General features: G+C 44.0%; 25 protein-coding genes. 11 read left to right on the top strand and 14 right to left on the bottom strand.

The genetic code is table 11. From position 1 onward, the window contains the following. Window positions 1-82 precede the first annotated feature (82 nt). The 11 genes from pglZ to NFR99_RS11915 all read right to left on the bottom strand — a co-directional run bounded on the left by pglZ (window position 83) and on the right by NFR99_RS11915 (window position 14,343). Complete coding sequence (gene pglZ, locus NFR99_RS11965) at window positions 83-2,677, bottom strand: BREX-1 system phosphatase PglZ type A (protein ID WP_251353726.1); 2,595 nt, start codon at window positions 2,675-2,677, stop codon at window positions 83-85. A gap of 38 nt (window positions 2,678-2,715) precedes the next feature. Then, complete coding sequence (locus NFR99_RS11960) at window positions 2,716-3,123, bottom strand: hypothetical protein (protein WP_251353725.1); 408 nt, start codon at window positions 3,121-3,123, stop codon at window positions 2,716-2,718. 17 nt (window positions 3,124-3,140) lie between these two features. Then, complete coding sequence (pglX, locus tag NFR99_RS11955) at window positions 3,141-6,686, bottom strand: BREX-1 system adenine-specific DNA-methyltransferase PglX (protein WP_251353724.1); 3,546 nt, start codon at window positions 6,684-6,686, stop codon at window positions 3,141-3,143. A gap of 13 nt (window positions 6,687-6,699) precedes the next feature. Next, window positions 6,700-10,293, bottom strand: coding sequence for a BREX system P-loop protein BrxC (brxC, locus tag NFR99_RS11950; protein WP_251353723.1), 3,594 nt, complete (start codon window positions 10,291-10,293; stop codon window positions 6,700-6,702). Next, on the bottom strand, window positions 10,290-10,862 hold the full coding sequence (locus NFR99_RS11945; RefSeq protein ID WP_251353722.1) for a DUF1788 domain-containing protein: 573 nt from the start codon (window positions 10,860-10,862) through the stop codon (window positions 10,290-10,292). The genes brxC and NFR99_RS11945 overlap by 4 nt, the downstream gene beginning before the upstream one ends. Before the next feature lie 8 nt (window positions 10,863-10,870). Beyond that, entirely contained in the window at window positions 10,871-11,488 is a 618-nt protein-coding gene (locus NFR99_RS11940; protein ID WP_251353721.1) for a DUF1819 family protein, read from the bottom strand. A gap of 81 nt (window positions 11,489-11,569) precedes the next feature. Continuing rightward, the gene (locus NFR99_RS11935) at window positions 11,570-11,800 is read right to left on the bottom strand and encodes a helix-turn-helix domain-containing protein (protein WP_251353720.1); all 231 of its coding nucleotides are present in this window, start codon (window positions 11,798-11,800) and stop codon (window positions 11,570-11,572) included. 228 nt (window positions 11,801-12,028) lie between these two features. Then, window positions 12,029-12,313 (bottom strand): hypothetical protein, encoded by a 285-nt coding sequence (locus tag NFR99_RS11930; RefSeq protein WP_251353719.1) that lies wholly within the window; start codon window positions 12,311-12,313, stop codon window positions 12,029-12,031. A gap of 3 nt (window positions 12,314-12,316) precedes the next feature. After that, entirely contained in the window at window positions 12,317-12,718 is a 402-nt protein-coding gene (locus NFR99_RS11925) for a hypothetical protein (protein ID WP_251353718.1), read from the bottom strand. A gap of 414 nt (window positions 12,719-13,132) precedes the next feature. Beyond that, on the bottom strand, window positions 13,133-13,570 hold the full coding sequence (locus tag NFR99_RS11920) for a hypothetical protein (protein ID WP_251353717.1): 438 nt from the start codon (window positions 13,568-13,570) through the stop codon (window positions 13,133-13,135). A 74-nt stretch (window positions 13,571-13,644) separates the two neighbouring features. Continuing rightward, window positions 13,645-14,343: a helix-turn-helix domain-containing protein gene (locus NFR99_RS11915; protein ID WP_251353716.1), complete on the bottom strand. Its 699-nt coding sequence runs from the start codon at window positions 14,341-14,343 to the stop codon at window positions 13,645-13,647. Between the two features lie 147 nt (window positions 14,344-14,490). Here NFR99_RS11915 and NFR99_RS11910 point away from each other — a divergent pair, with 147 nt between their 5' ends. The 11 genes from NFR99_RS11910 (at window position 14,491) to NFR99_RS11860 (ending at window position 22,368) form a co-directional block, all read left to right on the top strand. After that, on the top strand, window positions 14,491-14,685 hold the full coding sequence (locus tag NFR99_RS11910) for a hypothetical protein (protein ID WP_251353715.1): 195 nt from the start codon (window positions 14,491-14,493) through the stop codon (window positions 14,683-14,685). A gap of 7 nt (window positions 14,686-14,692) precedes the next feature. Continuing rightward, on the top strand, window positions 14,693-16,981 hold the full coding sequence (locus NFR99_RS11905; RefSeq protein ID WP_251353714.1) for a YfjI family protein: 2,289 nt from the start codon (window positions 14,693-14,695) through the stop codon (window positions 16,979-16,981). Continuing rightward, window positions 16,978-17,451 (top strand): hypothetical protein, encoded by a 474-nt coding sequence (locus NFR99_RS11900; protein WP_251353713.1) that lies wholly within the window; start codon window positions 16,978-16,980, stop codon window positions 17,449-17,451. Before NFR99_RS11905 ends, NFR99_RS11900 begins: the two co-directional genes overlap by 4 nt. Window positions 17,452-17,492: 41 nt before the next feature. Beyond that, complete coding sequence (locus tag NFR99_RS11895; RefSeq protein ID WP_251353712.1) at window positions 17,493-17,720, top strand: hypothetical protein; 228 nt, start codon at window positions 17,493-17,495, stop codon at window positions 17,718-17,720. A 72-nt stretch (window positions 17,721-17,792) separates the two neighbouring features. Continuing rightward, complete coding sequence (locus tag NFR99_RS11890) at window positions 17,793-18,203, top strand: hypothetical protein (protein WP_251353711.1); 411 nt, start codon at window positions 17,793-17,795, stop codon at window positions 18,201-18,203. Continuing rightward, window positions 18,190-18,444, top strand: coding sequence for a hypothetical protein (locus NFR99_RS11885; RefSeq protein ID WP_251353710.1), 255 nt, complete (start codon window positions 18,190-18,192; stop codon window positions 18,442-18,444). Before NFR99_RS11890 ends, NFR99_RS11885 begins: the two co-directional genes overlap by 14 nt. Then, window positions 18,431-18,664 (top strand): hypothetical protein, encoded by a 234-nt coding sequence (locus NFR99_RS11880; protein ID WP_251353709.1) that lies wholly within the window; start codon window positions 18,431-18,433, stop codon window positions 18,662-18,664. The genes NFR99_RS11885 and NFR99_RS11880 overlap by 14 nt, the downstream gene beginning before the upstream one ends. 59 nt (window positions 18,665-18,723) lie before the next feature. Next, complete coding sequence (locus NFR99_RS11875; protein WP_251353708.1) at window positions 18,724-19,059, top strand: hypothetical protein; 336 nt, start codon at window positions 18,724-18,726, stop codon at window positions 19,057-19,059. A gap of 1 nt (window position 19,060) precedes the next feature. Continuing rightward, window positions 19,061-19,588, top strand: a complete 528-nt coding sequence (locus NFR99_RS11870; protein ID WP_251353707.1) for an ERCC4 domain-containing protein — start codon at window positions 19,061-19,063, stop codon at window positions 19,586-19,588. A gap of 169 nt (window positions 19,589-19,757) precedes the next feature. Further along, window positions 19,758-20,594 (top strand): J domain-containing protein, encoded by an 837-nt coding sequence (locus NFR99_RS11865; RefSeq protein ID WP_251353706.1) that lies wholly within the window; start codon window positions 19,758-19,760, stop codon window positions 20,592-20,594. A 1,321-nt stretch (window positions 20,595-21,915) separates the two neighbouring features. After that, complete coding sequence (locus tag NFR99_RS11860; RefSeq protein WP_251353705.1) at window positions 21,916-22,368, top strand: hypothetical protein; 453 nt, start codon at window positions 21,916-21,918, stop codon at window positions 22,366-22,368. Between the two features lie 205 nt (window positions 22,369-22,573). On the opposite strand, the gene NFR99_RS11855 is transcribed toward NFR99_RS11860, so the two are convergent. The 3 genes from NFR99_RS11855 to NFR99_RS11845 form a co-directional block, all read right to left on the bottom strand. Next, window positions 22,574-23,002 carry a type II toxin-antitoxin system HicB family antitoxin gene (locus NFR99_RS11855; RefSeq protein WP_251353704.1) on the bottom strand — a complete coding sequence of 143 codons (429 nt, stop codon included), beginning with the start codon at window positions 23,000-23,002 and terminating at the stop codon, window positions 22,574-22,576. A 54-nt stretch (window positions 23,003-23,056) separates the two neighbouring features. Further along, the gene (locus NFR99_RS11850; protein WP_160254948.1) at window positions 23,057-23,236 is read right to left on the bottom strand and encodes a type II toxin-antitoxin system HicA family toxin; all 180 of its coding nucleotides are present in this window, start codon (window positions 23,234-23,236) and stop codon (window positions 23,057-23,059) included. A gap of 1,062 nt (window positions 23,237-24,298) precedes the next feature. Continuing rightward, window positions 24,299-24,520: a helix-turn-helix domain-containing protein gene (locus NFR99_RS11845; RefSeq protein ID WP_251353703.1), complete on the bottom strand. Its 222-nt coding sequence runs from the start codon at window positions 24,518-24,520 to the stop codon at window positions 24,299-24,301. Window positions 24,521-24,604: the final 84 nt, after the last annotated feature.

The following is a 24,604-nucleotide window of genomic DNA, read 5'->3' as shown; positions in this document are numbered from 1 at the left end:
TTTTTTACATCAACTACTTAAAAAAAACTTTTTTAACATTTTTCATTTTACCTATTGACATTTCTTAGCTGGACTTTAAGCCTTAACTGAAGAAATCAAATTCATCCACCGCAAAGGCGATATCTATCTGGAACTCTTCACGCGATACGACCAAACCGTCTGCATCCGCGATCACGAGATAATAGATTTCTTTGTTGTCATATTTCAGCGACTTCAGATTGAAGCTGCACCGGAAGGTCCTCTCCTGTCCGTTGTCACTAGTCTTGTCCGCAATGATCTTTGCGACATCGCTGACCTGCTTTCCATTGCTGTCAGTAAAGTACAGCTGATAGGTCGCTGCTTCACGATTGTCTCCCACCGGCTCCTTCTGGTAGAAGTTCAGTGAGAAGATCATATTGCTGACTTTATGTGTTGCCGACAGAAGGCTGACCTCTACCGGCTTCGTATCATATTTCTTCTGGTTCTTCTGATACTGTTTGCTCTGATTTCTCAGGAAGTGATAATCAATGACCGGAACGACCATCTCCTGAAGGCTGATACCGCCATGCACGAAATTGAGTCCGCTGCCGTTCATCTTGATCCTTACGTTTTCCTTCGGAGCAAAAGCATCATATTTCGAATTACCGCCAAGGAAGTTTACCTTCTGCAGATAATCCGGATCAGAGTCCTTCATCATAATAGCGAAACGTCTGCCGTATTCCACGATACGATTGACGAATCCCGTCTTGTCAATCTTGTCATCCTCAGTCAACGGACTGTAGGTATAAAGGAATCCGTGATCTGCCGTAAACAGGATGTGCGTTGCTCCGAAGTCATTGCAGATGATCTTTGTCAGGTTCTTCAGTTCCTGGATCGCGTCATCGCAGGCCGGGAACACCATTGAGTCTGCCGTATGGCTTGCCTCATCAATAGTATCGTGATAGATGTACACGACATCCATTCCCTTGACCATTGCACTCCGGTCAGCTCTCTTCGCACTTACAAGATCATTATATTTGATTGCCACGCTGTTCGGCTTTGCAGCCTTCAGCACCTTGTCTCGGTATCCAGCATCCGTTGATACGCCGTCTGCCATGACCTTCAGCACATCACCGTGCAGTTCTACTTCCAGTTCTTTATGCGGGAGCAGCGCCGCCATACCGAATTTCGTGATTGTCGGGAAGATTCCCTGAACATCCTGAAGTTTTACATCCGCCTGTGTTTCTCTGCGTAGCTGCTCCGTCAGGGAAGCTGCTACTTCATAACGCAGAGCATCTGAGATAACAACAAACACCCTGCTGTCCGCATTCTGGATCCGGTTCTTATAGAAGTCCACCTGCTGCGATACTTCCAGAATCCTTCCGTACTTCGCCAATTCATCTGAGCAGACAGCCGACCAGTTTCCGCCAAGCTGTCCTAAGAACCAGTTCTTATACAGCCCTTCCACCTTCTCCATTACGGAGCGGAACAGGTCATGAAGATCTGAGTTATATGCCTTCAGGCTCTCACCGTAGCTCTTATGGAACAGACGGTAGTAGGTGTCCATCATGTAATACTCTGATGTGTATTCCTTCCAGACCTTCTTCGCCTCAGCTGAATGGAAGCCTGTTGTATGTTCTTTGTAGAATGCCTGCATGTTGGCCACCTGCAGGATTCCTTCATAGTAATCCTTGACCTGTGCATATCCCACCGTTGTCCGGCGCTTTTCCACGGTCCTCTTGATCGCATCCACATCTATGATGTGATCGCTGATTTCTGTCATCAGCTTGATAAGGATCACTTCATCCAGGCATGGGAAGATTTCCGTATCCACCAGGTCATTGACTTCCAGCTTCATGAATCTCTGAGGAAGTTTCAGTTCATCTTCGACAGCCTTTGCAATCTCTGAAAGCTGCTCCTGATCATCGCTGTGAAGCCAATCTGAAATAAAGTCATAGCAGAAAGCCTGATGCGGTGAAGAAATCCATCCGTCAAGACCGGCCAGATATTCCAGACGCATTGTCCTTGTGGCTGCCGTCAAAAGCAGATGTGTCGCCAGCTGCGCGATATCCTTCTGCTCAGCATCATATCCGGATCCTTGCTTAACCATGCTCCAGAACGCTTTATCTGCACCATAATTGACGAACTCCCTGTAAAGATAATTCGTATTGATATCCAGCCCAGCTTTCAGCACTTCCTTCATGATCGCTGCAGGAGAAACATCCTTCAGTCCGCCCAGCGCTCCCATGACTGCCATGTGCAACTGAGCAGGAACCGTCGGAGCCTTGCTCTGACCGGCAATCTTATCTCTTCGCGTTTTGGCATTGAAATACTTCCGGTACTCCTTTACCTGTTTACGCATAGCAGGCGTTGACGGAATACCCAGTTCATCCATCCAGATTGAGATCAGATCCGCCCGGAACTCTTCACTATATAATTCAATATCCAGAAGCCAGTTTTCTTCCGGTTTTTCATAGGACAGCGGACAATATATCAGATAGTTACTTGTTGTATCATCCACTGACAGTAGTTTTTTCACGGCAAAGTTATTGGTACCTGTCAGTGCCAAAAGCTTTGCATTATTCAGCGTCACCTCATCCAGCCTATCCTGGAATTCTCCATCTTCGTCGTACCAGAATACGATACGACGCTTATAGAACTCCGGCAGAGGAGCGGCAAATCGCTGATTTAACTCCTGTATGATCTTATCTGAATCCATAAATCAAAATGTCCTCCTTTTAGTTGAAGGCTAATACACTATATTCCAAGCCCTCTGTCCACATTGGAAATAAAAGCTTGAAGCCTCCTGTCTGTTCGTGCCTGAATTTGTGTTTGTCCCAAACTATTCGCACGTAATTTATCCAAAGAAAGCTCACCATCATCATAAACATGATCAAGTTTCATCTTTATGTATTTCTGTCTTTTTCCGCTCTCCGTTTTACGGATAGCATATTCATTACTCTGTAATGTCTTCTCGTCAACATCGTCATCAACAATATGGCATTTATATTTTATCTCGCTGTATGGAGCACCTATGTATATATACGCTGTATCGCCTTTTTTCAGCGCAGACACTTTCCGCCAAACAATAGTATCGTTTTCTTCAAAGTGCTTAACCACATCAAAGAATTTCACACTACAAGGAACAATCCAATTCTCAGACATACGAAAACCTCCTACTCCTACTTCAACTTCTCCAAAATTTCCTTAAATATCTCATAGTTCTTCTTTACCCCTTTTTCTACGTTGATTTGTATCATCTGGTCTGCAAAGTGATGTATTTTTTCTTCGTATTCACGGATCTCGATTGACTGATCCTGCAGTTTCTGCAACTGTCTAGTCAAATTAACGCGCTCCGACGTTGTTGCACCTGCTACCCTCTGTTCCAAACTCTCAAGCGCGGTGCGATATCTTGATTGTTGTTCGTGCACATAATCCGTTCGTATTCTCGCAATAGTATCAGGCTTATACCTGTGCATATAAACTAAACACTTAAATCCCCCTTTACTCCCCGAACTAAACAACCAATAGAACGGTTTCTTTTGATAGCTCTTGACATGATCAGAATAGAAATCATTAAGGAAATAATTACGTATTATCTCTCGTGATGTTCCCTTTCCACCTAAAGCATCAGCAATAAATCTAAGATTCTCTTCTAAAGTGTTTTTTCCGTAAGCACATTCAATAAACTTAATGAATCTACCTGTTATATCATCCTCAAAATAATCATCATTACAGATTGGTATAATCCCATCTTTATCTGGTATGAAGGAACTATATTTTGATTGATCCCAATCACCACCAGCATACATAAGACCTGGATAGTCTAATGAGTATCTCCCAAACATGCAGCCGACCGCATATGAAATAAGACTTTTTATCTCTCTTTGCAAATTGGCTTCACATACGGAAACGTCTTTGTTATCTACCTCTTCCGTCAATTCATCTGACAGACCATAGATATCAATGAATATCCGGTTCAGCTCTTCTTCGTTTTCTTTTAATTTAGAGAATCTTTCTTTGCAAGCAGATTCCCACTGGCTATAGTGCCATGAAATCAAACCAAACTTCTCCATTCGCGAAGCTGAAAACTGTGAATCCTGCTGTTCCATTAATTCTTTTGCCAAAGGTACAAGTGGATGCCGTTTAAAGTCCCATGAGTATTCAAAAGAATCCCAGTCCGTTCTTGTAATCTCTATATTCTCACTGCATAATTCATCAATTCTGTCATCGCTGACATGAATAAATGGTAACTTCTCTATATCTCCACTAACAATACTCATACCTGGAGAAATCACTTTAACAAAGTATCTACATACCTTGCTATTCATAAATGCTAGTATATACTTTGCATTCTCTTTTGTAGGGAATCCTTTCAATCCCACAGAGCTAAAGACAAATCCTTTTGGTGAGTATCGTACAGATAGTTCCGACGCAATTTTAGACCAAGTAAGCCCTTCGGCGAAGTAATACTGCCTCGAAGGCAGATGGTTGCCCATATCTAATAATTTGCCATAGCTCACGGGATCAAACATTATGACTCGATCATTATTACCATACCACTTTCTAAACTCCCCACCTTTATCTAATGGAAAGTATTTAAGGTTTGATCTATGGGCTTCCTCTGTTGAAGAATAGTTAAATCCAATATCGGGATAGTTAATCTCGAACCAGTAACGCACGTATGTCTCATCATCACCTGTAGATGTCCCCTGTTTCGGAATCAGTTTATTCTTTAAAGGTGTGCCTTTCTCAAAGTCTTCAATAGCAATATCCGAAATATAATGTGCGAACGGAGCACCTGGAATTGCCCTAAACTTTCCGACATTCCTATAGTTTCTATTTTTGTTATCAAAAAACGCATTTTCCTTTGCCTGCTCCCCATAATAATCAACAAGCTTTACAAATACCGTCTTGTAATTATTTAGATATCTCTGGTTCAAATAGCAGAAAGCCGTTGTTTGAACAACCTCTCCGCTAATTTCATCAAATGCCCGTGTTCCTAAATGATTCATACAAACCAATAGCTTTTGATAAAGATTGCTACGAATATTCTCAAATCTCGATTGGAACATCCATGTCGATTGCGTAATCATCGAAACATATCTTCTTGAAAAAACAAAATTTCTCTCAATAAAAGCAGCATAAATGTCCGCTTTACTGTCTGGATGATTTTTCTTTATATATTCAAGTAACCCATTCCCCATATTTTGGCTTCCCATATAAGGAGGATTGGTTACAACCACATCATATCTTTGTGATAGTGCTTCTCCAATATTAAAAAGGTTTTGCAATCTCTCAGAGGCGGCTATCTCACCATGAATATCCATCCTCATTTGACCTTCGCTATATCCTCTCGGAACAGCAAACCTGCGCAACAGATCCCAATCACAAGGAGTTACACGAATAAGACTTCCATATTCTTTAGCATCATGCATTTCCTCTACAAAACGCATAACGTCTTTAACGGCCTTTCCATACTCCTCCTGCGATAACTCTATTCCCATATCGTGCATCGGGGCAGATGTAATTCCGTTACTTTCCTCAATAGCGTACACATGTGGTTGTGGAATACACACCTTTCCATCATCGTTTTTCTTATTAAAAAATCGACGATCATACTGACGAGCTTTCATCATGACAGCGAAATATGATAACTGTGCTGCTCTTTCATCGATATCAAGTCCCCAAAGATTGTTAACAATGATATTTTCAACTGCCTCTCGTGCTGTATATCCATAATCCTCATAGATTTTCACAAGCACATCGAACATATAGCACAGGATATGCCCCGACCCCATACAAGGGTCGATACAACGAATGTCTTCCGGCTTCAGCTCTGCATATTCCTTGCGAATCTCTTCAAGCTGCTTCTGGATATCTGCTTCCTGCTTCGCCTCATTCAGATAATATTTCCATTCGGATTTCAATGAATCGTTCGGATGTCCATCCAACCACAAACGACCAAGGCTGTTCTCCACCATATAGCGGACAATCCAGTCAGGAGTAAACAACTGTGTCGCCGCAGGAATATTCTCTTTAGAAATCTTCACATTCTTCTTAAGAGCAGCAAAAACAGCATCTTTCGGCTCGCTGTTATAATACTGATAGAGCCAACCGATAATCTGCACTTGGTCTGTCCAGTCTTCTTCCGGAATCAGAACAATCATCTGCTCAATAACACTTCCCTCACGAAGCAGATAATCCGGTAGAAGCAATTCCGTATAATGCTCAATCTTCTGGAACATACGTGGCAGAACAGCAGACAAAGCGTTGCACTGAGTGATTAAAAGATACTTATAAAGTTCTTCCGTCTTATTGGCATCCTTCAGTTCAAAGACTTTGTCCATATCCAGGCCTTCCAGATCCAGCTGAATAGCATCTGCCAGAATCTGAGGCTTAAATTCTCCGGCTTCGTTTGTGAACACTCTCGTGTGACTTGGAAGATAGTTATTCACTTCCATGAAACGGAGCGCAGTAAACCTATTGAACCAGGTGTAAGCTACTTCCTCCATCACCTGCTCAAATCCGTCTGCCTGGATCTTCTCAATCAGGGCTTTCCTCTGATTCTTTTCAGCGTCTGTCAGAAGACGTCCATTGATGCTGTCAGCATCCTTCGGAGTAATCTTCTTCTCTGTAATCTCATATTGTTCAGCCTTCTGTGTGACACGCGCAATCAGCTCATTCCGTGCCCAGACCGCATATTTCTTTATCGCATTCTTGTCCATGATTGGCTCTCCTTTACTTAAGATCGATACCGTCAGATCCTTTCAGCAGTGTCTTCAACTGATCTCTGAGCTTGTCTACGTATGCATCGATCTCAGCGTCACTTTCCAATCTTGCAGCTTTCAGAAGCGACTGACGGAAGATAGGCTTGTATGTCTTCTGTACCACCGGCTTGTCACCATCATCCTTTTTCTTCGGAGGATCTACTGGCTTCGGAGGCTGCTTGGTGAAATCAATCTTTGAAACAGCATCATCCCTGTAATTCCACATTGGAATCGGGAATCCTTCCATCAATGCCAGGCTGGTTGTCTCTGCAATCTTTTCCTTCTGCTGTCCATAATAGGTATCAGCCTTGTCACTGATTGCCTTAGCTGTCGGATTACCGCCGTCCGCCGCTTGATGGATTTCAGCCATGCACTGACGAACCACTTCCAGAAGTTCTGTCCTCTTGGCTTCCAGCATGGCATCGTGGGATGCCTTCACCTTTGCCATCAGGCCATTCAGTTCCGGAATCCTCTTATAATCATATTTTCCGTTTGCCGGAATCATGGTGATCAGGCGGATCGTATTCAGTGCCTGATTCGCCTCTTCATCCTTCTTGATATAGTCCAGATCATTCCGCAGATCCTGATCAAACTTCACTGCAGCATCAAATACTGTCACCTGTGTCTTAAAGAAAGCTTCCACATTCTGCATAGCCTCCTGAGCATCATACAGATTGTCCTCTCTCTGCAGAACGCGTTCAATCAGAGCCACGTTATCCTTCTGCTGTGACAGCACATCCTTTACGATAGTAAGGGCGTTGCTGACAACATTCCTGTCCGGATACTTGTGTCCCTCGTATTTTGCCAGCAGATCTTCATAATGCTTCTGCAGGCCTTCAAATTTCTCAATGATAAACTGGATCAGGTCGTCTTCATCTGCCGGCACATCCATCAGATTGAAGTAGTCACGGAGCAGATCCTTAACTGCCTTCATCCTTGTTGCGGACACTACCTGTCTCTTGGAGATCTGTGTCTTTCCGATCTCGCTCTTCTTACGGAGCATATCCGGTAACTTCGGATTGTTCGGCTGCACCGTGGATCCGGCATACTTGATCGTGACCTTCTGATTGATAATGAGAAGAGCCACTACGGCAGCAATATCAATCTCACGCCATCCGTAAGGAATCGCCTGGTATCTGCTCTGTACATCCGCCATAGATGTAGGCAGATGCTTCCGATCCTGCATTTCCAGATACTCTTCCACCTTGGCAGCTGCATCCCTGTTCGGTTCCGTTCCAGGGATCATATTATTGGCACCGGTCAGAAGTGCGATGATATCTGCATCAGACTCAGCATTCTCTCTGATCAGATCAAGATCACTGTATACATGGGATACCAGGTAGTCCAGAGACTGATCAATGACGCTTCTGGCCTTACCCTTCTTGATCTCATAATCCCTCTTAACCGGATCTTCTTCCTTGGAGGAAACGGCTGCTGCCTTAACCTCAATCTTTTCTCCGTCAACATAGAACTGAGCCTTGGAAATGGCATCTGCCAGCTCACCCTGTGCGGATTGCTCATATTTATCCGCCTCACTCTGATAGTTGGCAATGATGTCTCTCACGCTCTTCGGAAGCTGTGCCACATTTCTCTGCTTCACATACTTCCGGATCTTCATTGCGTTTTCCAGAGACTCATAATACGGCGTATCTGCCAGTACCACGATGGACTGACCGGAAGACTCTGTCATCAGACGAAGCTCTGCCTTCTCCGCAGAATCCGTTGCAACGGTCATGATCTTCAGTCTCATGCCGCCGGTCACAGCGCCGACTGTAGTATTGTCCACCATCTGATCGAAGGCGAAGTCATATTTGCCGTAACGGAATTTCTTTGCTGTATAGATATCACCGAATACCATATGTGCGATTCGTTCAACAATCGCTGCAGTGTCTACCGGTGTGTTTCTGATTTCTCTCTGAATATCCTGCTCTTCATCCGTTAGGAAATTATAGGTATCTCCGGTACGTCCGATATAGTTCTGGCTCATCAGACGGTCCAGGGATCCTCTCACCTGCTCACGCATGATGATCTTATCCATGCGGATATCATCAGCCATCAGGATAACGATATTATCCAGATTTGCCTTGATGTCATCGATGTAACGAACCAGGTACAGAAGCTTCAGCACGGACACATCCTGCTGCTCAATGCCGGCATTCGTGTCAGCCGCCTTCTGGCAACGCTCGATCACTCGGCGGATAGAACTGTCAAGGAATGTGTGAACTGTATCGTAGAAGAGATAGAACGGTGCCAGTGCATATTCGTCCTTATCCTCGATCTTCTGTGCTGCTTCCTGGAATCCGGACAGCATGGAACGCTCACCGCCGGACAGATGCTTTCCGGAATTGCCGTGTTTGCGGATCTCGGAGAACACTTTCTGCATAATGATGAACTGATACGGTACGAACGGGAAGTTCCTCGCAAACTCTCCCGGACCGCTGTAGCCCTTGATGTCCAGAATGGCATCCGTGAAAGAGAACAGATTTCTCAGCACGGAATCATTAGCGTTATAAACCTGCTCCAGCTGCGGTGTGACTTCTTCCTTCTTCTGAAGGATACGCTTCTGGATAACCTCATCCGCAGAGGAAGATGTCAGAGACAGTCTGGTCTTGAATCTGGCTTGGATACGTGAGAACTGATCCTGTCTGGTCTTGATAATCTCATCGATTGCTTCCTGACCGGTACAGACTACCCAGATCTTACCGTTGCACTCGCTTCCGATCTTCTCAACTAGCGACTGAAGGTTCATCAGCAGGTCGATACTGTCACCGACATACTGTCCAACCTCGTCGATCATGAACAGCAGGCGGAAATCCTTCGGCTTGCTGTCCACGTATTCTTTCATTTCTGATACAAGCTGTGCGATGGATGTCTCAATGGTCTCTGTGCCGTCAAACCAGTTATGAGCAGCCGTCTCGCTCATTCCCAGCACTTCCACTAGCGTATCCACCACATCGTCCTCAAAGAACGCAAAGGCATCACGGGACTCTACCCACGGAGAGCCGTTCTTTTCCTCAAATACCCTGCGGAACTCTTCGGTCTTGCCTTTTTTATCAATGAACTGCTCCATCTTCGCGCACTTCAGGTTCTCACCATAGAAGCCCAGGTAGTTGTAGAACATCTTTGCGAAGACACGCAGCACTGCTGTCTTGTCCTTATTGATGGATCCCTCAATATCGATATTGAAAAGGATCGTGTCAGTCTCTCCACGGATCGCGCTTGCGATCGGCATGAAAGTCGCCTCATCGTCAAACTTCTCCCGGAAGTAGTCCTCGACCTTCCTGCCGTCCACTTCCTTATTCTCCAGCAGATAGGACAGCATCTTCAGGAAGTGAGATTTACCACTTCCGAAGAATCCGGAAATCCACACACCCACATCAGCTGTCGGCTCCCGGAAGGATTCACCGTAGTTATTGAAGAAGGTAATCATGTGCTTGCGGATATCGCGCGTAATGACATACTCTTTTACTTCCTGCTTCAGAACGTCTGCGGTATCCTGATCGACCTTAACGACACCATTGATCTTTCTGTCGATGTCGTCATGGAACATTTGCTGTATTCTCATTTGTCACTACCTCCTACAATATTGAATGCGCGATAATACGGATTCGCATCCAGCTTATCGAATAGTCTCACAAACCTGCCGTCATATTTGCCCGGATACATCACAAGAATCGGAATGTCCGGGAACTCCGGCTGCAGAGCTTCTAGCAGAGAATGGATCCTCATGAACGGGAAAACCTCTCCCACGCCGGTCAGCAGTAGCACGTCACCCGGCTCATGTGGTTCGTACTGCATCTTCTCTACGAAGCTCTTATTATTGGCGAACTTCTGCAGGTTCTTGAAAAGGAAATCCTTCCCTTTCTTTTCTTCCATCTGAGAAGCCTTATCTGTAATCCTCTTGTCATCGCAGATGGACAGGAACACCTTGTACAGGTTCCTCTCGATCAGATGACAGTCCAGCGACTGATCCACGATCAGCTGCTCTGTAAAATGCCGCACGATCATTTCATCCGCAGCGTCATAGCAGAAGATACGGATATTGACCTCATTGCTTAAGCCTTTACCTTCCAGGAACTCCGGCTTCTGTATCTCTAATTTAAGACTGTCCAGTCTCTCGTTTATCTTGCTCATGGTTCCTCCTATGAGAAGCAGTTAAACGCCGTGAGTGCCCGGTCATCATTGTTGCTTCTGATTGCATTTTCCAGTACAGGATTCAGCCATACCGGATTGATGTGATCCGCCTTGATATTGTCCAGATACTCATTCTCCGCCAGCACACGGATCAGGATCTGGCGGATCTTCTTCACCGTAGTCTCACTCCATCCGGCCACATAGTCATCCTGCTCCTGCAGCTGCATGAAGAATACATTCACATCCATCTGGCTGAATGAGAAGTTCTGCATCCGGTATTTCTCTCCGATCACCGTGATCATGAAATCCCATACCAGCCTGTACTGCTTCATCATTGCATACATGCAAATCTGCTTCGCCGTCTCAGATGACTGCGAAGCTACTGCCTCGATCAGATCTTCATCCTCCATAGCCTTAAGCCTGTTGACACAGGCTTTTGCCATCTGACGGATAGATTTCTCCGTCGGATACTGGAACAGGTTGTCTTCCACGATCCGATCTATTATTTCTTCATCATTAAGCCCCTCACGCATGAGCTTTGCCGTTGTTCTCATCTCATAGAACAGAAACTGCTCCCTCGTGATCTGAGCGGATCCCTTATATGGGCTTTCGTTTGTCTTGGCCATCCTATATCCTTCCACTCCGGGCACTTATCATGCTACCAAATGAGCTGTCCCATAATACGGACTTGTACCCGAATCCCCAAATCATTTTTCTTTATCGGTGTTTTCGCTGCCATCATCAATAAACTCCACAATGTCACCGACATCACAGTGGAGCACTTTACAGACCTTCATCAATACTTCCGTACTGACCACTTCACCCTTGGACATCTTCGTCAGCGTCGCCCAGCTGATGCCTGCTTCCTTCTGAAGATCCTTCTTCATCATGTCTTTATCTATTAACAGCTTCCATAATTTCTTGTAACTCACGTTCATTTCAGGCACCTCGTGTCCTCATACATTACAATTGAGTGCAAAATGTCGAGAATAATTATAGCACACTAACCCCTCGCTCTGCAATAGTTTATCTTCAAGATCTCGTCAATGGGCTTTCGTCTGTTTAAGTCTGTTCAAACCAAAATAAAGACGGAAGCCCCGGTATTTCAGTGCTTCCGCCTTATACTCTCAAATTACTCTCCAAATACTCTCCAAGCTCTCCAATATTCATTTGCGTTTTGCTTTTCTTCTGCCGTTCAACTGAAATTGATCATGAGACTTGATATCCCGGATCGCCCGATTAAGCGACCGGCTTTTACTATGCGCGTGATAGGGATCTGAAGCATGATGCTTATGAAAAATCACTGTAACCTCACCATCCGGCAGCTCCACATTATGAAGCTGCCAGACATGATGCGTATTCTTAGACATAAGCGTCACATCGTACTGATCGGCAATGATCACGGCAAAATACTTTCTGTCGATCGCGTCCAGTTCCTGCTGTGTGTACATACCTCATGCCCCCTTCCTCTCGAAATACAGGTCAAGAGCCTCTTCCAGAATGCCCTGCACATCCTTAGCAGCTACATTCGCAAAGTATCTGTGGTAGACCTTCGCAGGAAGTTTGACACTGACTGGCTTCTTTACTTCAGTAACCGGCTTATCCAGTCCAAGGATAGTCTGAACAGATTCTTCTGTGATGGATCCTGCTGCCGCCCTGAGCCTCTTTGCAGCATCATTCTTCAGTCTGATACAGTTTTTCTCCATCACGCCATGCAGAAGCGTCTGTTCTTCCGGAGACAGAAACGATAACTCAACGCCCACCACCATAGTCAGAGATCCATCATCCAGCATATCCTTGAATGCAGGAATCAGCTGATTACAGCGAACATATCTGGCAATATTCCTACCGGTCATTCCATATTCCTGCCCGATCAGCTCTCTAGACTTGGCCTGCTGGTGGACATGATGTCCAAACATATCATGCGGAAAAGCCTTTATTTATGCGGTTTGTGGCTACTCTGAAAGATATTTTACCCCAATAAATACCCCATTTATATATATTTAAAGCCCCTTTATGACTGCTGCCATGAGGGGCTTTTGTGGTGTATATCATAATTTCTTAATATCTTTTAGGTGACAGGGATTTATTATAACTTCAAATTCTTTCCGGCAATTTGTAAAGGCGAGGATATTGGATTTTGATATAGCACCTTGATAAACAGCACCAATTTTTCCAGTGTCGTATTCGGCACGTTTAGAAAACAAGCCTGCTATCTCTTTTTTTTTAAAGTCCATGATGGTCTATACAAAAATTCAGTATCAGCGCAATCACACACGCCGAATCCGCGATAAACCGTTACGCATTCTGGCAGAGCATTGAATATTTCGCTTTCTTTTTCGTTCATCATGCAAAAAAACATCTGTGTCAGCAAATAGTCTGATTATATAATCCATATTATATTGTCCTGTGTTTGCATCCGAATATTCGTTCATAATGATTTTTGAATATTCTTCGATAGTTAAATGAGTCCGAATATCTTCAAGAAATTCCAGTATATAGTTTCTGTCTATCATTAGTAAGATTTGTTCTGTATCATAACAGCTTATATCATTTTCTAAATCATGCAGACGTTCATAAAATTCATTTTTATCAATGAAATCCTCAATGTAACTGGCAAATGGATGCGATATTTCGCCATTCAACATTTTAACTGGTTTTTTGTATAGGTAGTTGATTGCAGTATCTATAACATTCCAATTAAACATATATAACCCTCACATTCTTTTGTATTGACGCTCAATGCCTTAATTGGTATCGGGTGCTTTTCTGCTGCATAAAATTAGTAATTGCGGATTCTTCTAAAACGTTCCGCATTCATATCTTCTTTTAGCCTGCTGCATTTATAATCAACAAAATCTAAAACATCAACTATCATATCAAATACTATGTCATAAGGAACTATTTTATAGTTTTCTAGTTCGTGTTCAAAATCAGCTATATTTATTTTTAATTGAAAATTAGAAATGATAGAGCCTTTAGGAATCTCTATTTCTTCAAAATCCTCATGCGGATACAACAGGGATCCGGAGAAAATGCGGTTGTAAATTTCTTCAACATCTGTACCGATAATGAAGTGTGGCTGTATGAAATGCTCTGGTGGGTTTATGTGGTCTGTAATGTGTTTCCCATCAGGGGTTTTAATATCAACGATAGCTTCACATATACGGATGTTGAATGACCGAAATACATCTAGTAGTACACTATTTCTAATTGCCTGTGAAAAGGTACGATTTCTGAATAATTCTTCATCTGTTTTCATTATTTCTGTTCCCAATAAATAACCGGGTTTTACTTTCAAAATATTAGCAAAAATTTCCGCAGTCTGAAAAGACATATTTCTTTTACCTTTAATGACATTGCTTATAAACTGTGGTGTGCAGTTGGCTTTTTCTGCCAGTTCCTTTTGTGTCATGCCTGCACTGTCAAGACATTCTTTTAACCTAATTCCATGTTCCGGGTTTAATTCTTTTTTCATCATTGTTCGTCACCACTATACCTTTTGATTAAAATTAAACACAAAAAATTAAACAGATGTTTGACTTTGAGTAAAACATTGGTTTAAAATTATAGTATCACAAGTAAACAAATTAAGCAATAGATGAACACTGATGAAAGGAAAAAGAGAATGAAAAAGACATTGAATAGGGATAATGAGAAGTTTTTAACTGTAAACGCTGATACTTTGGCAGGAATGTTAAATTGTGGCAGGGCAACGGCAGTTAAAATCGGCACGGATGCAGGGGCAAAGATACAGATAGGACGGCGCACTTTATACAAAGTTTCTATTATTGAAAAATATCTTGAAGCTATTGCGGAGTGATTACGAAATGGAAAGCATTATGAAATCTATTGACGGAACGGGGGGGGGGGGCGAAACAGTGACCTATGATGAAGTATTAACACATTTTCAAGTGAAAAAAAGGCAGCAGGACAAGGCACAGTGTAAATGTCCGGCGCATGATGATAGGCAGGCTTCCCTTACTGTCACAAAGGGGCGTGATTCCGTCCTTATACACTGTCATGCAGGATGCGACATTGATAATGTGCTATCGGCGGCAGGATTGAAAAAGTCAGATTTATTCTATCAGGAAAAGCGGACTGGCAGCAGTTGGCAAGCCTATATTGAGAGCCGGGAGAAAAAGCGGATTGAAGCGGTTTATAACTACGTTTCCAGTAACGGCGGCTATCTTTTTACCAAAGTGCGGATGCAAGGAAAGAAAATGATATATGGCACGTTGGCAAATGAGCGGTTCACTTACGGATTGGGAGGGCGCACACGGAAAGAGTTATGCGCTGTCTATGCGCCTGACGGCGTACAAGCCATAAATAAGGCAGTTTCAGAGGGCAAGCCTATATTTATTCCGGAGGGCGAAAAAGACGCTGATACACTGGCAAAACAAGGCTATACGGCGTTTTCCTATGGGGGCGTGAATGATTGGTCGGCAGATATGGCGCAGCTTTGCAAAGGGGCGGTTGTATATGTACTGGCCGACAATGACGAACCGGGGCGGCGAGTGGCGAACATTATTCAGAGTGATCTGCAGGGCATAGCGAAAAGCGCAAAGATAATTGTTCCAGTGCCGGATATTCCCAAAGCTGATATATCAGATTACTTTATGGCCGGACATAGTAAGGCAGAGTTTGAAAGCCTTTTGCAGCAGGACGGAGCCGTTACAGAAAAAAGTTATGGATATGCTGCTGATGGTATTGGTGACGGTGGTTTTGTCACTTCTGTCGGTTTTGTCGGTGGGAATGAGATACCGTATTCAGACGGGTTTGAGGATATTGAGGGTTTTGGGGAAAATGCTGTTGATAAACTCCCGGTTTTTAACCTTGACCTGCTGCCATGCAAAGTAAGGGGATTTTCAAAAGCGTTATGTGAGAGCCTGCAAGTAAGCCCTGGAATGGTTGCCCCTGCGGTTGTGTCAGTATCATCACTTGGAATACAGAAGAAATATGCCGTGCGTCCTCTGCCGGGATGGGATGAACCGCCTAACCTTTACATTGCCATAGTCCAGGAGCCGTCAGAGAGGAAAAGCCCGACAATGAAAGAAGTCTTAGTTCCTGTTTACGAGTATGAAACAGAGGAAAATGAAAGGCTTGCTCCGGTCAGGCTTGCCGTGGATGATGTGACTATGGAAGTGCTTGGAAAGCTGTTGGAGCAGAACAAAGAGCGTATAGGGATAATGTCAACAGAGGGCGGCATATTCAATATCCTTGCCGGGCGATACAGTGACAAGACGGTTATTGATATTGTTTTGAAAGCATATTCCGGGGACAGGTTTTCACAGGACAGGCTTGGCAGGAAAGGGCAGACGCTTAACAATCCCTTAATAACAATGCTTCTTTATGTGCAGCCAATCATAATCAAGGAAGTCATGGAGAACAGTGAGTTTGTGGGGCGTGGATTGAACGCAAGGTTCTTATACAGCATACCGCCGTCCACTATAGGAAAGAGAAGATATAGGGTGATGGAGATTCCTGAAGCTGACAGGGCAGAATATGTTGATACTGTAAAGCGGCTTTTGGCGATACCAGTGCCAGAGAATCCGAAAGCAGTGGAACTGGATGGGGATGCAGATAAGATTGCAGAATCTTACTTTTATGAGATTGAAAAAGAGATGGAGGATGCTTCGCCAGAGTTTAGGGCATGGCTTGGGAAATTGCACGGTACTACAATGCGGATAGCACTTTCTTTACACTGTCTGGAATACATTGAAGAATCTGGGGAACACAAGATAAGCGGCGGAACTATGGGGAACGCTATTCAGATTGGCAGATACTTTAAAGCACACGCAGAAGCGGCTTATAACATTATGGGGTTGATGGATTCGCCGGAGGTAAGGGATGCAAAATACCTGATGAAACGTATTGATTCTACTGGATTGATGGAAATAAAGCTTAGAGATTTGCAAAGAATGTGTATGAACAGGAACGGGATGGAAACAAGAGAAGGTATGATTCCCGGATTAGTATGTTTGATTGAACATGGTTATGTGCGAGTACAGAAAGGGTGGACAACTGACAAAAGTGACAAAAGTGACAAAAAGAGGGGCAGACCATCAGAAATTATCTATATCAATCCAGAGTATATCAGACAAAAGGAGCAGAAATGAAGTGGGAAAAGATAGAGTATCCGTGGAAAGGTATAAATATACCTGACAGCGAGATTGATTCACGCATGAAATTATTTGATGATTTTGTAACGCATTTTGGTTTTGACCGCATGGCAAGGGCTGAAAGTGTCGGCAGCTATGAGCGTTTGCTTTATGGCAGGCACAGCTATAACAATGTGGCAAATAGCTGTTATTATCCGCATGGATGGAAGGAGCCGGAGAACGTGCCGGAGCATGACCACGGTTTACTGTTTAAGAAATCCGGCACAAGCCAGATAGTGTATGTGAATCAGCCATACAGTTTTGACAGAACGAAGCTTGAAGAATGGTGCAATGAGCGGAGTTTGATTTATGTCATTTGTGATAAGAAATACAGCTTTTACTATCCTGATAATACGGAGATGGTGCTTGTAATGTCGAATGATACATACATTGAGTATTTTGACTTGCCGGATTGGCCGTTACGGTGAGATTCGTTGGCGCGAAAATGATTGTTGGAGGAAATGAAACAATGGAGTATAGCAATGCACAGTTGTTAGATATGCTTCTGGAATTGGATACAGAAGAAATTGTAAAAGTTGATGAAGAATTTAAGGCAGAACACCCGGACTGTCCTACCCTTTCATTCATTTGCCACATGGCATTAGGAATGAAGCTGAAAAAGGATGATACAAATAGGGGTGATTTGGTTGCGCTTATTCAGAAAGCAAAGGCTGAAAAGAAAGGTTCTCTTGAATGATTATGTTGTACCCTGCTGCCAAACTGCCATTTTGCAATTTTGTCCGGCGTGTCAGGAGATTGTGTTGTAAAGGTGTACATAGAGAATATCAAAAGTTGCAAAGAATTACATGATTGGTCTTTCGACAAAGAACAGCTTTCTCTGCTTACGGATACTTTTGGTGAAGAAAATGTAAGGTATCAGGAGAGAGAAATCAAAACGGAGATTAAATGGAGCAGGCCAACAAAAGTGCCTAAAATCAAGCAGCTTCTCCCTTGTATGCATGATATGTATGCAGTAATGCAGGATGATGAGGGATATAGCTATAAGTGCAAGGTGCTTATGTATGCGCTATGTGATGATGGGGAGATTTATCCACTATATTTTGACCATGAACTTGGAATTTCCCCATTAGATGAAGCTGTCTATAATGTGTGCGCATACGAATTAGAGGGCGGCGAGATTTATTCGCCGGAGGGAGGAAAGCCGGATGAACAGAGATAAAGCTATCAGTTTGACGGATGCGCCGGGGCTGCCTGCTGCCAGTATGGCATTTTATGACCGATACCGGGAGCGGATCACTGGCATTGAAAGTGTGGAGCAGAGGAACAATATTCTTTCTGAAATGCAGCAGGATTTTGAAACAGAGGTAAGGCAGGAGCCGCAGGACCGGGATAAGCTGTCGGAGGTTTACCAGTTGCTAAAGCGGAAATGTTGGGAGGTTGGCTTATTTGGTAACGGATGAAGAATTGAAAAAAGTCTATGGAATGTTTACGGACGCATGGAAATTTTACAAGAAATATGCGGATGTGCAGCAGTCGGATGAATATTGGGAATCCGTGCTTGATGAATCCAGGCAGATAGCAAAGAAGTATGATAATGCGAAACTGGCGATTGCTTTATTACTGGCGGCTATTGATGAACTGGAAAGGAAAAGCAAGGAAATGCCACAAAATGCAACATAAAAAGAGCCTGCCTAAGCAAGCCCCCGAACCTGATTAAATTATAAAAGGAGTGGCTTGCTATGTCAAAGGGTAAACGCAAGAATGGTACAAACACAATGCAACGCCGGAGTTATGCGGAGTACGGCATTGGGCGGCAGCGGCTTGAAGAATTACAAAGCGGATGCAGAACCGGGATATATCCCCCTGAAATCCTGAAAGCGGCCTGCAAGGGGCTTGAAGCTATTTCGCCGTGGATTCTGCTATCTGTCAGACAGGGCAAGTCTTTTGACACTCTGGCGGTGCGGTGGGAACTGGGGGAGATAGGAAAGCCGCCATTTTGCAGGACTGATTTTTATTCTTGCAGGCGGCGGTTTTTCGCTAATCTGGATAAGGAACTGAAAGAAAGGGGCGCATAGCGTGAAGCAATATAAATTTTCCGTGGAGGAAATAAAGAAGCTGACAAAGAGCATGGTTATTTTAGTTGACAGCCGGGAAAAGAAAAATACTCACATACTGGACTATTTCAGGAAACAGAAGATTTCTTTCCAAATTGAAAAACTGGAATACGGCGATTATTCGTTTATGATTCCGGCAGCGGCAGCAGGCGAGGACATATTTTTTCACCGGGATTGCGTGGTGGAGCGCAAGGCATCCCTGGAGGAATTGTCGGGGAATCTGACCGGGGAAAGGGAACGGTTTGAAAAAGAGTTCCTGAAAGCCGGGAATGACGGGTGCAAGGTGTATCTGATGATTGAAGCCCCCGGCGGCTACTCTGACATTATCGGGCATAAATACCGCACAGAGTTCATGCCTGCTGCCTATATGGCATCTTTAAAGACCTTTGAACACAGATTTGACGCAAACATACAATTCATTTCCCCGGAATATGCCGGCTATTACATAGTTTCCACTTTCCAGTATTACGCAAGGGAGATTTTAAAATAGCCAGTGGCAGCAGGCGCACATGAAAAGAGGGTGCATCTATTCAGCGGCAGGGGTACCCCATAATTTGGGGGAGGGGTGCCGGGAATTTCCGGCAGGGTGTTTGTGATTACTGGCAGGGGATATGTGGTTATTGTGTAACGTGGCGCAGTAACTACGGAAAGGAAATATTATGTTTTGTGTTATTCAGGAAGTAGCAACAAAGACGGTTCCGGCAGGAGAGCCAAAGGGGATAGAGGTATATGAATCACGGTGGACGGCTGACGGTAAAGAGTGCTGCAGCTATGAATACCGTAACAGCGCAGAGCGGTTTGAACGCCCTATCAGGAAATCATACCGCATAAGCATACATGAGAGTTACCGGGAGAATGGGAAAGTCAAGAAGAAACAGACCGTAATTTGTACGATTGGATATTATGAGGTTGTGGACTGGGGCGACTGGCCGGGGGATTTTGTTGTTGGTGGGCTGGCATCAAAAGCGGATGCGCTTGGACTGGAAGAAAGCGAACTGGCAGACCTGATTTATACAAAGTGGCAGGCTATTGTTGACCGCATTTGGGAGGAATACAAACGGACGGAGGAATATGCTGCAAGGCAGGAGAACTGTCGCATAATCAGGGAGCATAACGAGAGGGTAAATGAGTTCACGGAGAAATACGGCGTTACCCGGAGCGAGTACAACCGCTGCTATGATGTGTTCGGCAAATTGCGCAATCCTGAATACCTGAAAAAGATTAAGGCAGATTTTAAAGCGAAAAAGGAATATGAGCGCAGGAGCCGGGAGCAAAGCCGTAGTTATTATGAAAACTTCTATGGTAACTACGGGGGATATAACAGCGGTAGTTATTGCGGCACTGCTGCCAGTAACTACAATGAAGCTGACAAGGCCATGTTAAAAAAGTTCTATCGAACATTATCAAAGGCATTTCACCCGGACAGTAACCCGGACAAGGACACAAGCGGGGAAATGAAGATGCTGAACCGCCTGAAAAGTGACTGGGGAGTATAGGTTTTTGTAACGGTTTTTCTCTGATTTATCCCCATTATTCACAGATTTATCACGGTTTTTCCCGGATAAATAAAAAAATGGAATGTTGGACAATGTTGGAATTTTAGAGGATATAGGGAATTTGTAAACACTATATATGCGCATGGTGGATAGTTGCAATTAGTGGCATTTCCCCGGATGTGGGGAATTATGTTACACGGCTATATATAGGCACAGGGCAGCAGTTTTTCCGTACTTTTTCAGAAAAGGCAGCAGAGGGGAAAATACATAAAATGCGAAAAAGTGCGCACAAAAAAGAGGTTTATTCGCTGAATGTTGCGAAAAGTGGAACAAAAAAGAATTTTGCAACACGATAATGCGCATGAGGAAAATTCGAGCAAAAAAAAGAGTTTCTTTACACGATACATGTGCGAGAGGAAAAGCGCAAAAATGCACAGAAATGCACACCAAAAAAAGAAATTAATGACACAGTATAGGAGCAAGGGGAAAAGCCTTGATTTTCCGGGCAAAGCTGAATTAGTGGACACGATACGCGCGCAGGAGAAAAGTTACAAAAAGTTACACAAAAAAAGAACGTGCATCAAGACATATCGGACACCCTAAAAAGCAGATTACTAAAAAATACTAATATCCGGGGCTTATACTAGATTTTACTGGAAATTGCTAATTATTGATAATGCCCATTCTCCATATAGGGCGAGTGGCGGAGCAGATCGGCAGGACACCGGGGCAAGCTACAGCAGTATCTTTCATTTTCTTAGTCCTTAAAAGATATTGCAGATTCCGCAGCTCCTAAAGAGTATTCGGAGATTTCGGAGTCCATAAAAGGCGTTTAGAGATTTTATAGCCCCTAAAAGCGTGTGCGCGAGAAGCACACCTTAAAAGGGCGGCGCACAATCGGCAGTTCCGGCAGCCATAAAAAAGCAATACTGACATTTCTGACACCCTAAAAGGGGCGGCATGGTAACATTTCTCACACCCTAAAAGAACGCATCCGGCAGCAGGATTGTATATTGTCAGATATGACAGCCCCAAAAGGCAGCAGGCAGAACCTAACAAAACCTAATATTTCCTGGGGTGTGGAACTTGTGAAAACCTGTTATTTCCCGGTACATAGAACCTGACAAAATCTGAACATTTACCCCTAAATATCCCTAAAGAATATGCTTTATAGTCCTGCCGCTCTCTGCAAAACTTAGTATTTCCGGGAATTATGCGCCTGCTGCCATATAGAGTTTTACGGTGTAAAGCGTACAAAACAGTACACAAAAAAGAGAACGGTTATTGTAACGGCACTATGCCGGGAAAGGATAGACGCAGTATGAGATTGAACGGTAAAAGAATTGTGGAAGTCATGGAGGAAAAGAGCCTGACAGAAGAAACGGTATGCAGCAGGACGGGGCTTTATCAGAAGTCTTTCCAGTGGATTGTAAAAGAGGGCTTTGCATCCGAGGACGCAGCGGAACGGATAGCGGATGCAGTCGGCTTGACAGTGGGGGAAATCCTGCTGCCGGAAATCACTGGCAATGTGGAGAATGTGATTGAGTTTGTAAAGGACAGCGAGAGGGCGGCGGTTACTTTCTGCCAGGGGCGGTATAAGAGCCGCATAAAGAAACTGGCAGCAGAACGCCCGGAGGAATGTCAGATAGTAGCGGAGAATCAGGACGGCAGCTTGTGCGCCCATATCCCAGTTGCATGGATAAAGATAAACCCTACAAAACAGCTTTCAGAGGAACAGCGCAGAGAAATAGCGGAGAGATTCAAGCGGAGATAGTTTCAAATGCCTTGTAGTAGGGCTTGCAGAGTGGCAAATTCGGCTTGAAATAGCGCAAGGGCAGAAATATAAGGGTAGGGGGATAAAGGGCGAAAATAGGCTTTAAAAACGTGAATAGACAGAGAAAACCGCCCTTGTACTTTTGGCGAGTGTCGGGGCGGTGTTCTTATCAGGTAAAGCATATTCTGTTTTGGGCTGCTGCCAGTCATAGCGATTGTACTTTTGTCAATAAGGCATCTTGCAATACTTTTGAAAAGTTGATGCTTTTTTCCTCACAAAGAGTATTCAGCCACATGGGGATGCTTAAAGTCTTTTTTACTGCCTTGTCGCTGTGCTGCCTTGCGTATTCGGTCATATCCACCAGTACCATATTGACGAAAGCGCTTTCTGCAGCGGATTCCATTTCAAAATCTTTCAGGATGGCAGCAGGATTGATTTCGCCTAATGAACTGGGAGCCGGGAGAGGATCGCCGTCACGTAAGGCAGTAAACAGATGCAGGCCGCAGGCATCTTGAGCCATGCGCATAGCGTCTGCCACATTATCCCCAAAAGTTGCGAGGTTTCCCAAATCGGGAAAAATGACTGATATTTTGCCCTCTTCCTCATAGAAAACAGCCGGGTATACATAATTCATAAATCATTGCTCCTTTCCGTGTAATCTATACTGTTTGCATGGGGCAGGGGCTTGTTACAGCCCCGCCTGCTTGCGTATGGATTTAACAATACTTTTCGGGATGTCACCGGGATGATTCGGGACGCTTACTTTTCCGGGCTTTGTTGGGTGTTTGTATTGGTAATGTGAGCCGCTTATGTCTGACACGTACCATCCATCATCCTTTAGCATCCGGTCGGCTTCTCTGAATCTCATGTATGTTTCCTCCTTACAATTATATAATAACACGTATTTTACGTATTGTCAAGAGAAAAACATAAAAAATATACGTATTTTACGTAGATATTATATGCAGATACCGGGAAAGTATGCAGACTGGCAGCAGGACATAAAAGCATCCCCACAAATGGGGGAAAGCGTAAAAGTGTGCTGTCCTGCTGCCGTCTTGCTTTTTATCAGACGTTACCAAAACACAGAACCGCCCGGCCAGTACCCGGAATTTTCCTGGAGCAGATTTGAAACCGGACAGACATAACCCCGATTTTCCGGGGAATATAGCTTTCCTCTTTTGGAATGAGCAAAGGGGGGATCTGATTAGCTCCCACCCTGAAATTACTGGATAGCCCCCGGCGGTAATTCCCCGATTTGAAATCGGTAAACTGAATAACGATTCGTTCCCTACCTTTCAGAATCCCTATACACACGCTCCACAAGTCCCTATTTTCTCTTGTAACGGCATAGACAGTATTCTTATCAGGCAAGGCAATACAAGCCCGATATGGGGCAAATAGAGCCTTGCTAGAGTGCTTCTGAATGGCGGCGGTCACAACCTTTTGGTTGCTAGTGTGTTTCATTCCTCCCGGATGAAGAATGGAGCGGAAAATTCCGCTGTACAGATTTTCGCCTATATGGCGAATACTGGCGGTGAACGATTTTCACCGTACCAGTCAACCACAACCATTTGCCAGTGGTTAAGCCTATTTTGGATTTACCGGGGATAGGTGAAGGACATTTGGCTTTTACCTCTGCCAGTAAAGGAAATTACCTGTACCCCTGCCCCATAATTACCAGCACCCCCACTTGTACCAGCTTGTCGGCATATTCTTTGTGTGGTTACTGCTGATAGTTTCATAATAACTACACTGACGGACATTTCTGTTGCCTGATAAATAGGTATTGGGGGTTTTGAGGGTTTTGAGGAATGAGGGGCAATATAAATTTCACTTTTCCCTGATAGGTATTTTGTCACTTTTGTCACTATTGTCATTAGTCATGGGGTATAAAAATGCAATTCTACCTATCAGGAGCAGAGAACAGCTATTCCTTGTTTTGATTATCCGGCACATATTCCATTAAATCCCCCGGCTGACAGTCAAGAACTTCACAAAGCCGGGATATGGTTTTACTGTCAAGCCCACCAGTTCCATTTTTCAGGGCTGTCAATGTGCCTTGACCTATCAGTTTTTCTTTGCGAATTTTATAGGTTGTCCATCCTTTTTCTTCTAATAGCCGGAATAGTTTTTGATAGCTGATAGCCATATTGTAACGCTCCTCGTATAATAAGTTTGTAAGCAAGAAAAACAGCTTACAGGCTTATTCTTTTTTTGTTAGACAGAAGGGTAA

Source organism: Hominisplanchenecus murintestinalis (assembly GCF_943193015.1).
Lineage (GTDB): Bacteria > Bacillota > Clostridia > Lachnospirales > Lachnospiraceae > Hominisplanchenecus_A > Hominisplanchenecus_A murintestinalis.
The sequence above is the reverse complement of the archived record's forward strand: the minus strand, read 5'-3'. Positions and strand labels throughout refer to the sequence as shown.

Coding starts and splice junctions, on each gene's coding strand:
- NFR99_RS11960 (WP_251353725.1), bottom strand. CDS start 3,123: ATGTCTGAGAATTGGATTGTTCCTTGTAGTGTGAAATTCTTTGATGTG.
- NFR99_RS11920 (WP_251353717.1), bottom strand. CDS start 13,570: ATGTTTAATTGGAATGTTATAGATACTGCAATCAACTACCTATACAAA.
- NFR99_RS11865 (WP_251353706.1), top strand. CDS start 19,758: ATGTTTTGTGTTATTCAGGAAGTAGCAACAAAGACGGTTCCGGCAGGA.
- brxC (WP_251353723.1), bottom strand. CDS start 10,293: ATGAGAATACAGCAAATGTTCCATGACGACATCGACAGAAAGATCAAT.
- NFR99_RS11900 (WP_251353713.1), top strand. CDS start 16,978: ATGAAGTGGGAAAAGATAGAGTATCCGTGGAAAGGTATAAATATACCT.
- NFR99_RS11850 (WP_160254948.1), bottom strand. CDS start 23,236: ATGAGATTCAGAGAAGCCGACCGGATGCTAAAGGATGATGGATGGTAC.
- pglX (WP_251353724.1), bottom strand. CDS start 6,686: ATGGACAAGAATGCGATAAAGAAATATGCGGTCTGGGCACGGAATGAG.
- NFR99_RS11925 (WP_251353718.1), bottom strand. CDS start 12,718: ATGACCGGTAGGAATATTGCCAGATATGTTCGCTGTAATCAGCTGATT.
- NFR99_RS11860 (WP_251353705.1), top strand. CDS start 21,916: ATGAGATTGAACGGTAAAAGAATTGTGGAAGTCATGGAGGAAAAGAGC.
- NFR99_RS11910 (WP_251353715.1), top strand. CDS start 14,491: ATGAAAAAGACATTGAATAGGGATAATGAGAAGTTTTTAACTGTAAAC.
- NFR99_RS11845 (WP_251353703.1), bottom strand. CDS start 24,520: ATGGCTATCAGCTATCAAAAACTATTCCGGCTATTAGAAGAAAAAGGA.
- NFR99_RS11855 (WP_251353704.1), bottom strand. CDS start 23,002: ATGAATTATGTATACCCGGCTGTTTTCTATGAGGAAGAGGGCAAAATA.
- NFR99_RS11940 (WP_251353721.1), bottom strand. CDS start 11,488: ATGGCCAAGACAAACGAAAGCCCATATAAGGGATCCGCTCAGATCACG.
- NFR99_RS11875 (WP_251353708.1), top strand. CDS start 18,724: ATGTCAAAGGGTAAACGCAAGAATGGTACAAACACAATGCAACGCCGG.
- NFR99_RS11905 (WP_251353714.1), top strand. CDS start 14,693: ATGGAAAGCATTATGAAATCTATTGACGGAACGGGGGGGGGGGGCGAA.
- NFR99_RS11930 (WP_251353719.1), bottom strand. CDS start 12,313: ATGTACACACAGCAGGAACTGGACGCGATCGACAGAAAGTATTTTGCC.
- NFR99_RS11935 (WP_251353720.1), bottom strand. CDS start 11,800: ATGAACGTGAGTTACAAGAAATTATGGAAGCTGTTAATAGATAAAGAC.
- NFR99_RS11915 (WP_251353716.1), bottom strand. CDS start 14,343: ATGATGAAAAAAGAATTAAACCCGGAACATGGAATTAGGTTAAAAGAA.
- NFR99_RS11885 (WP_251353710.1), top strand. CDS start 18,190: ATGAACAGAGATAAAGCTATCAGTTTGACGGATGCGCCGGGGCTGCCT.
- pglZ (WP_251353726.1), bottom strand. CDS start 2,677: ATGGATTCAGATAAGATCATACAGGAGTTAAATCAGCGATTTGCCGCT.
- NFR99_RS11895 (WP_251353712.1), top strand. CDS start 17,493: ATGGAGTATAGCAATGCACAGTTGTTAGATATGCTTCTGGAATTGGAT.
- NFR99_RS11945 (WP_251353722.1), bottom strand. CDS start 10,862: ATGAGCAAGATAAACGAGAGACTGGACAGTCTTAAATTAGAGATACAG.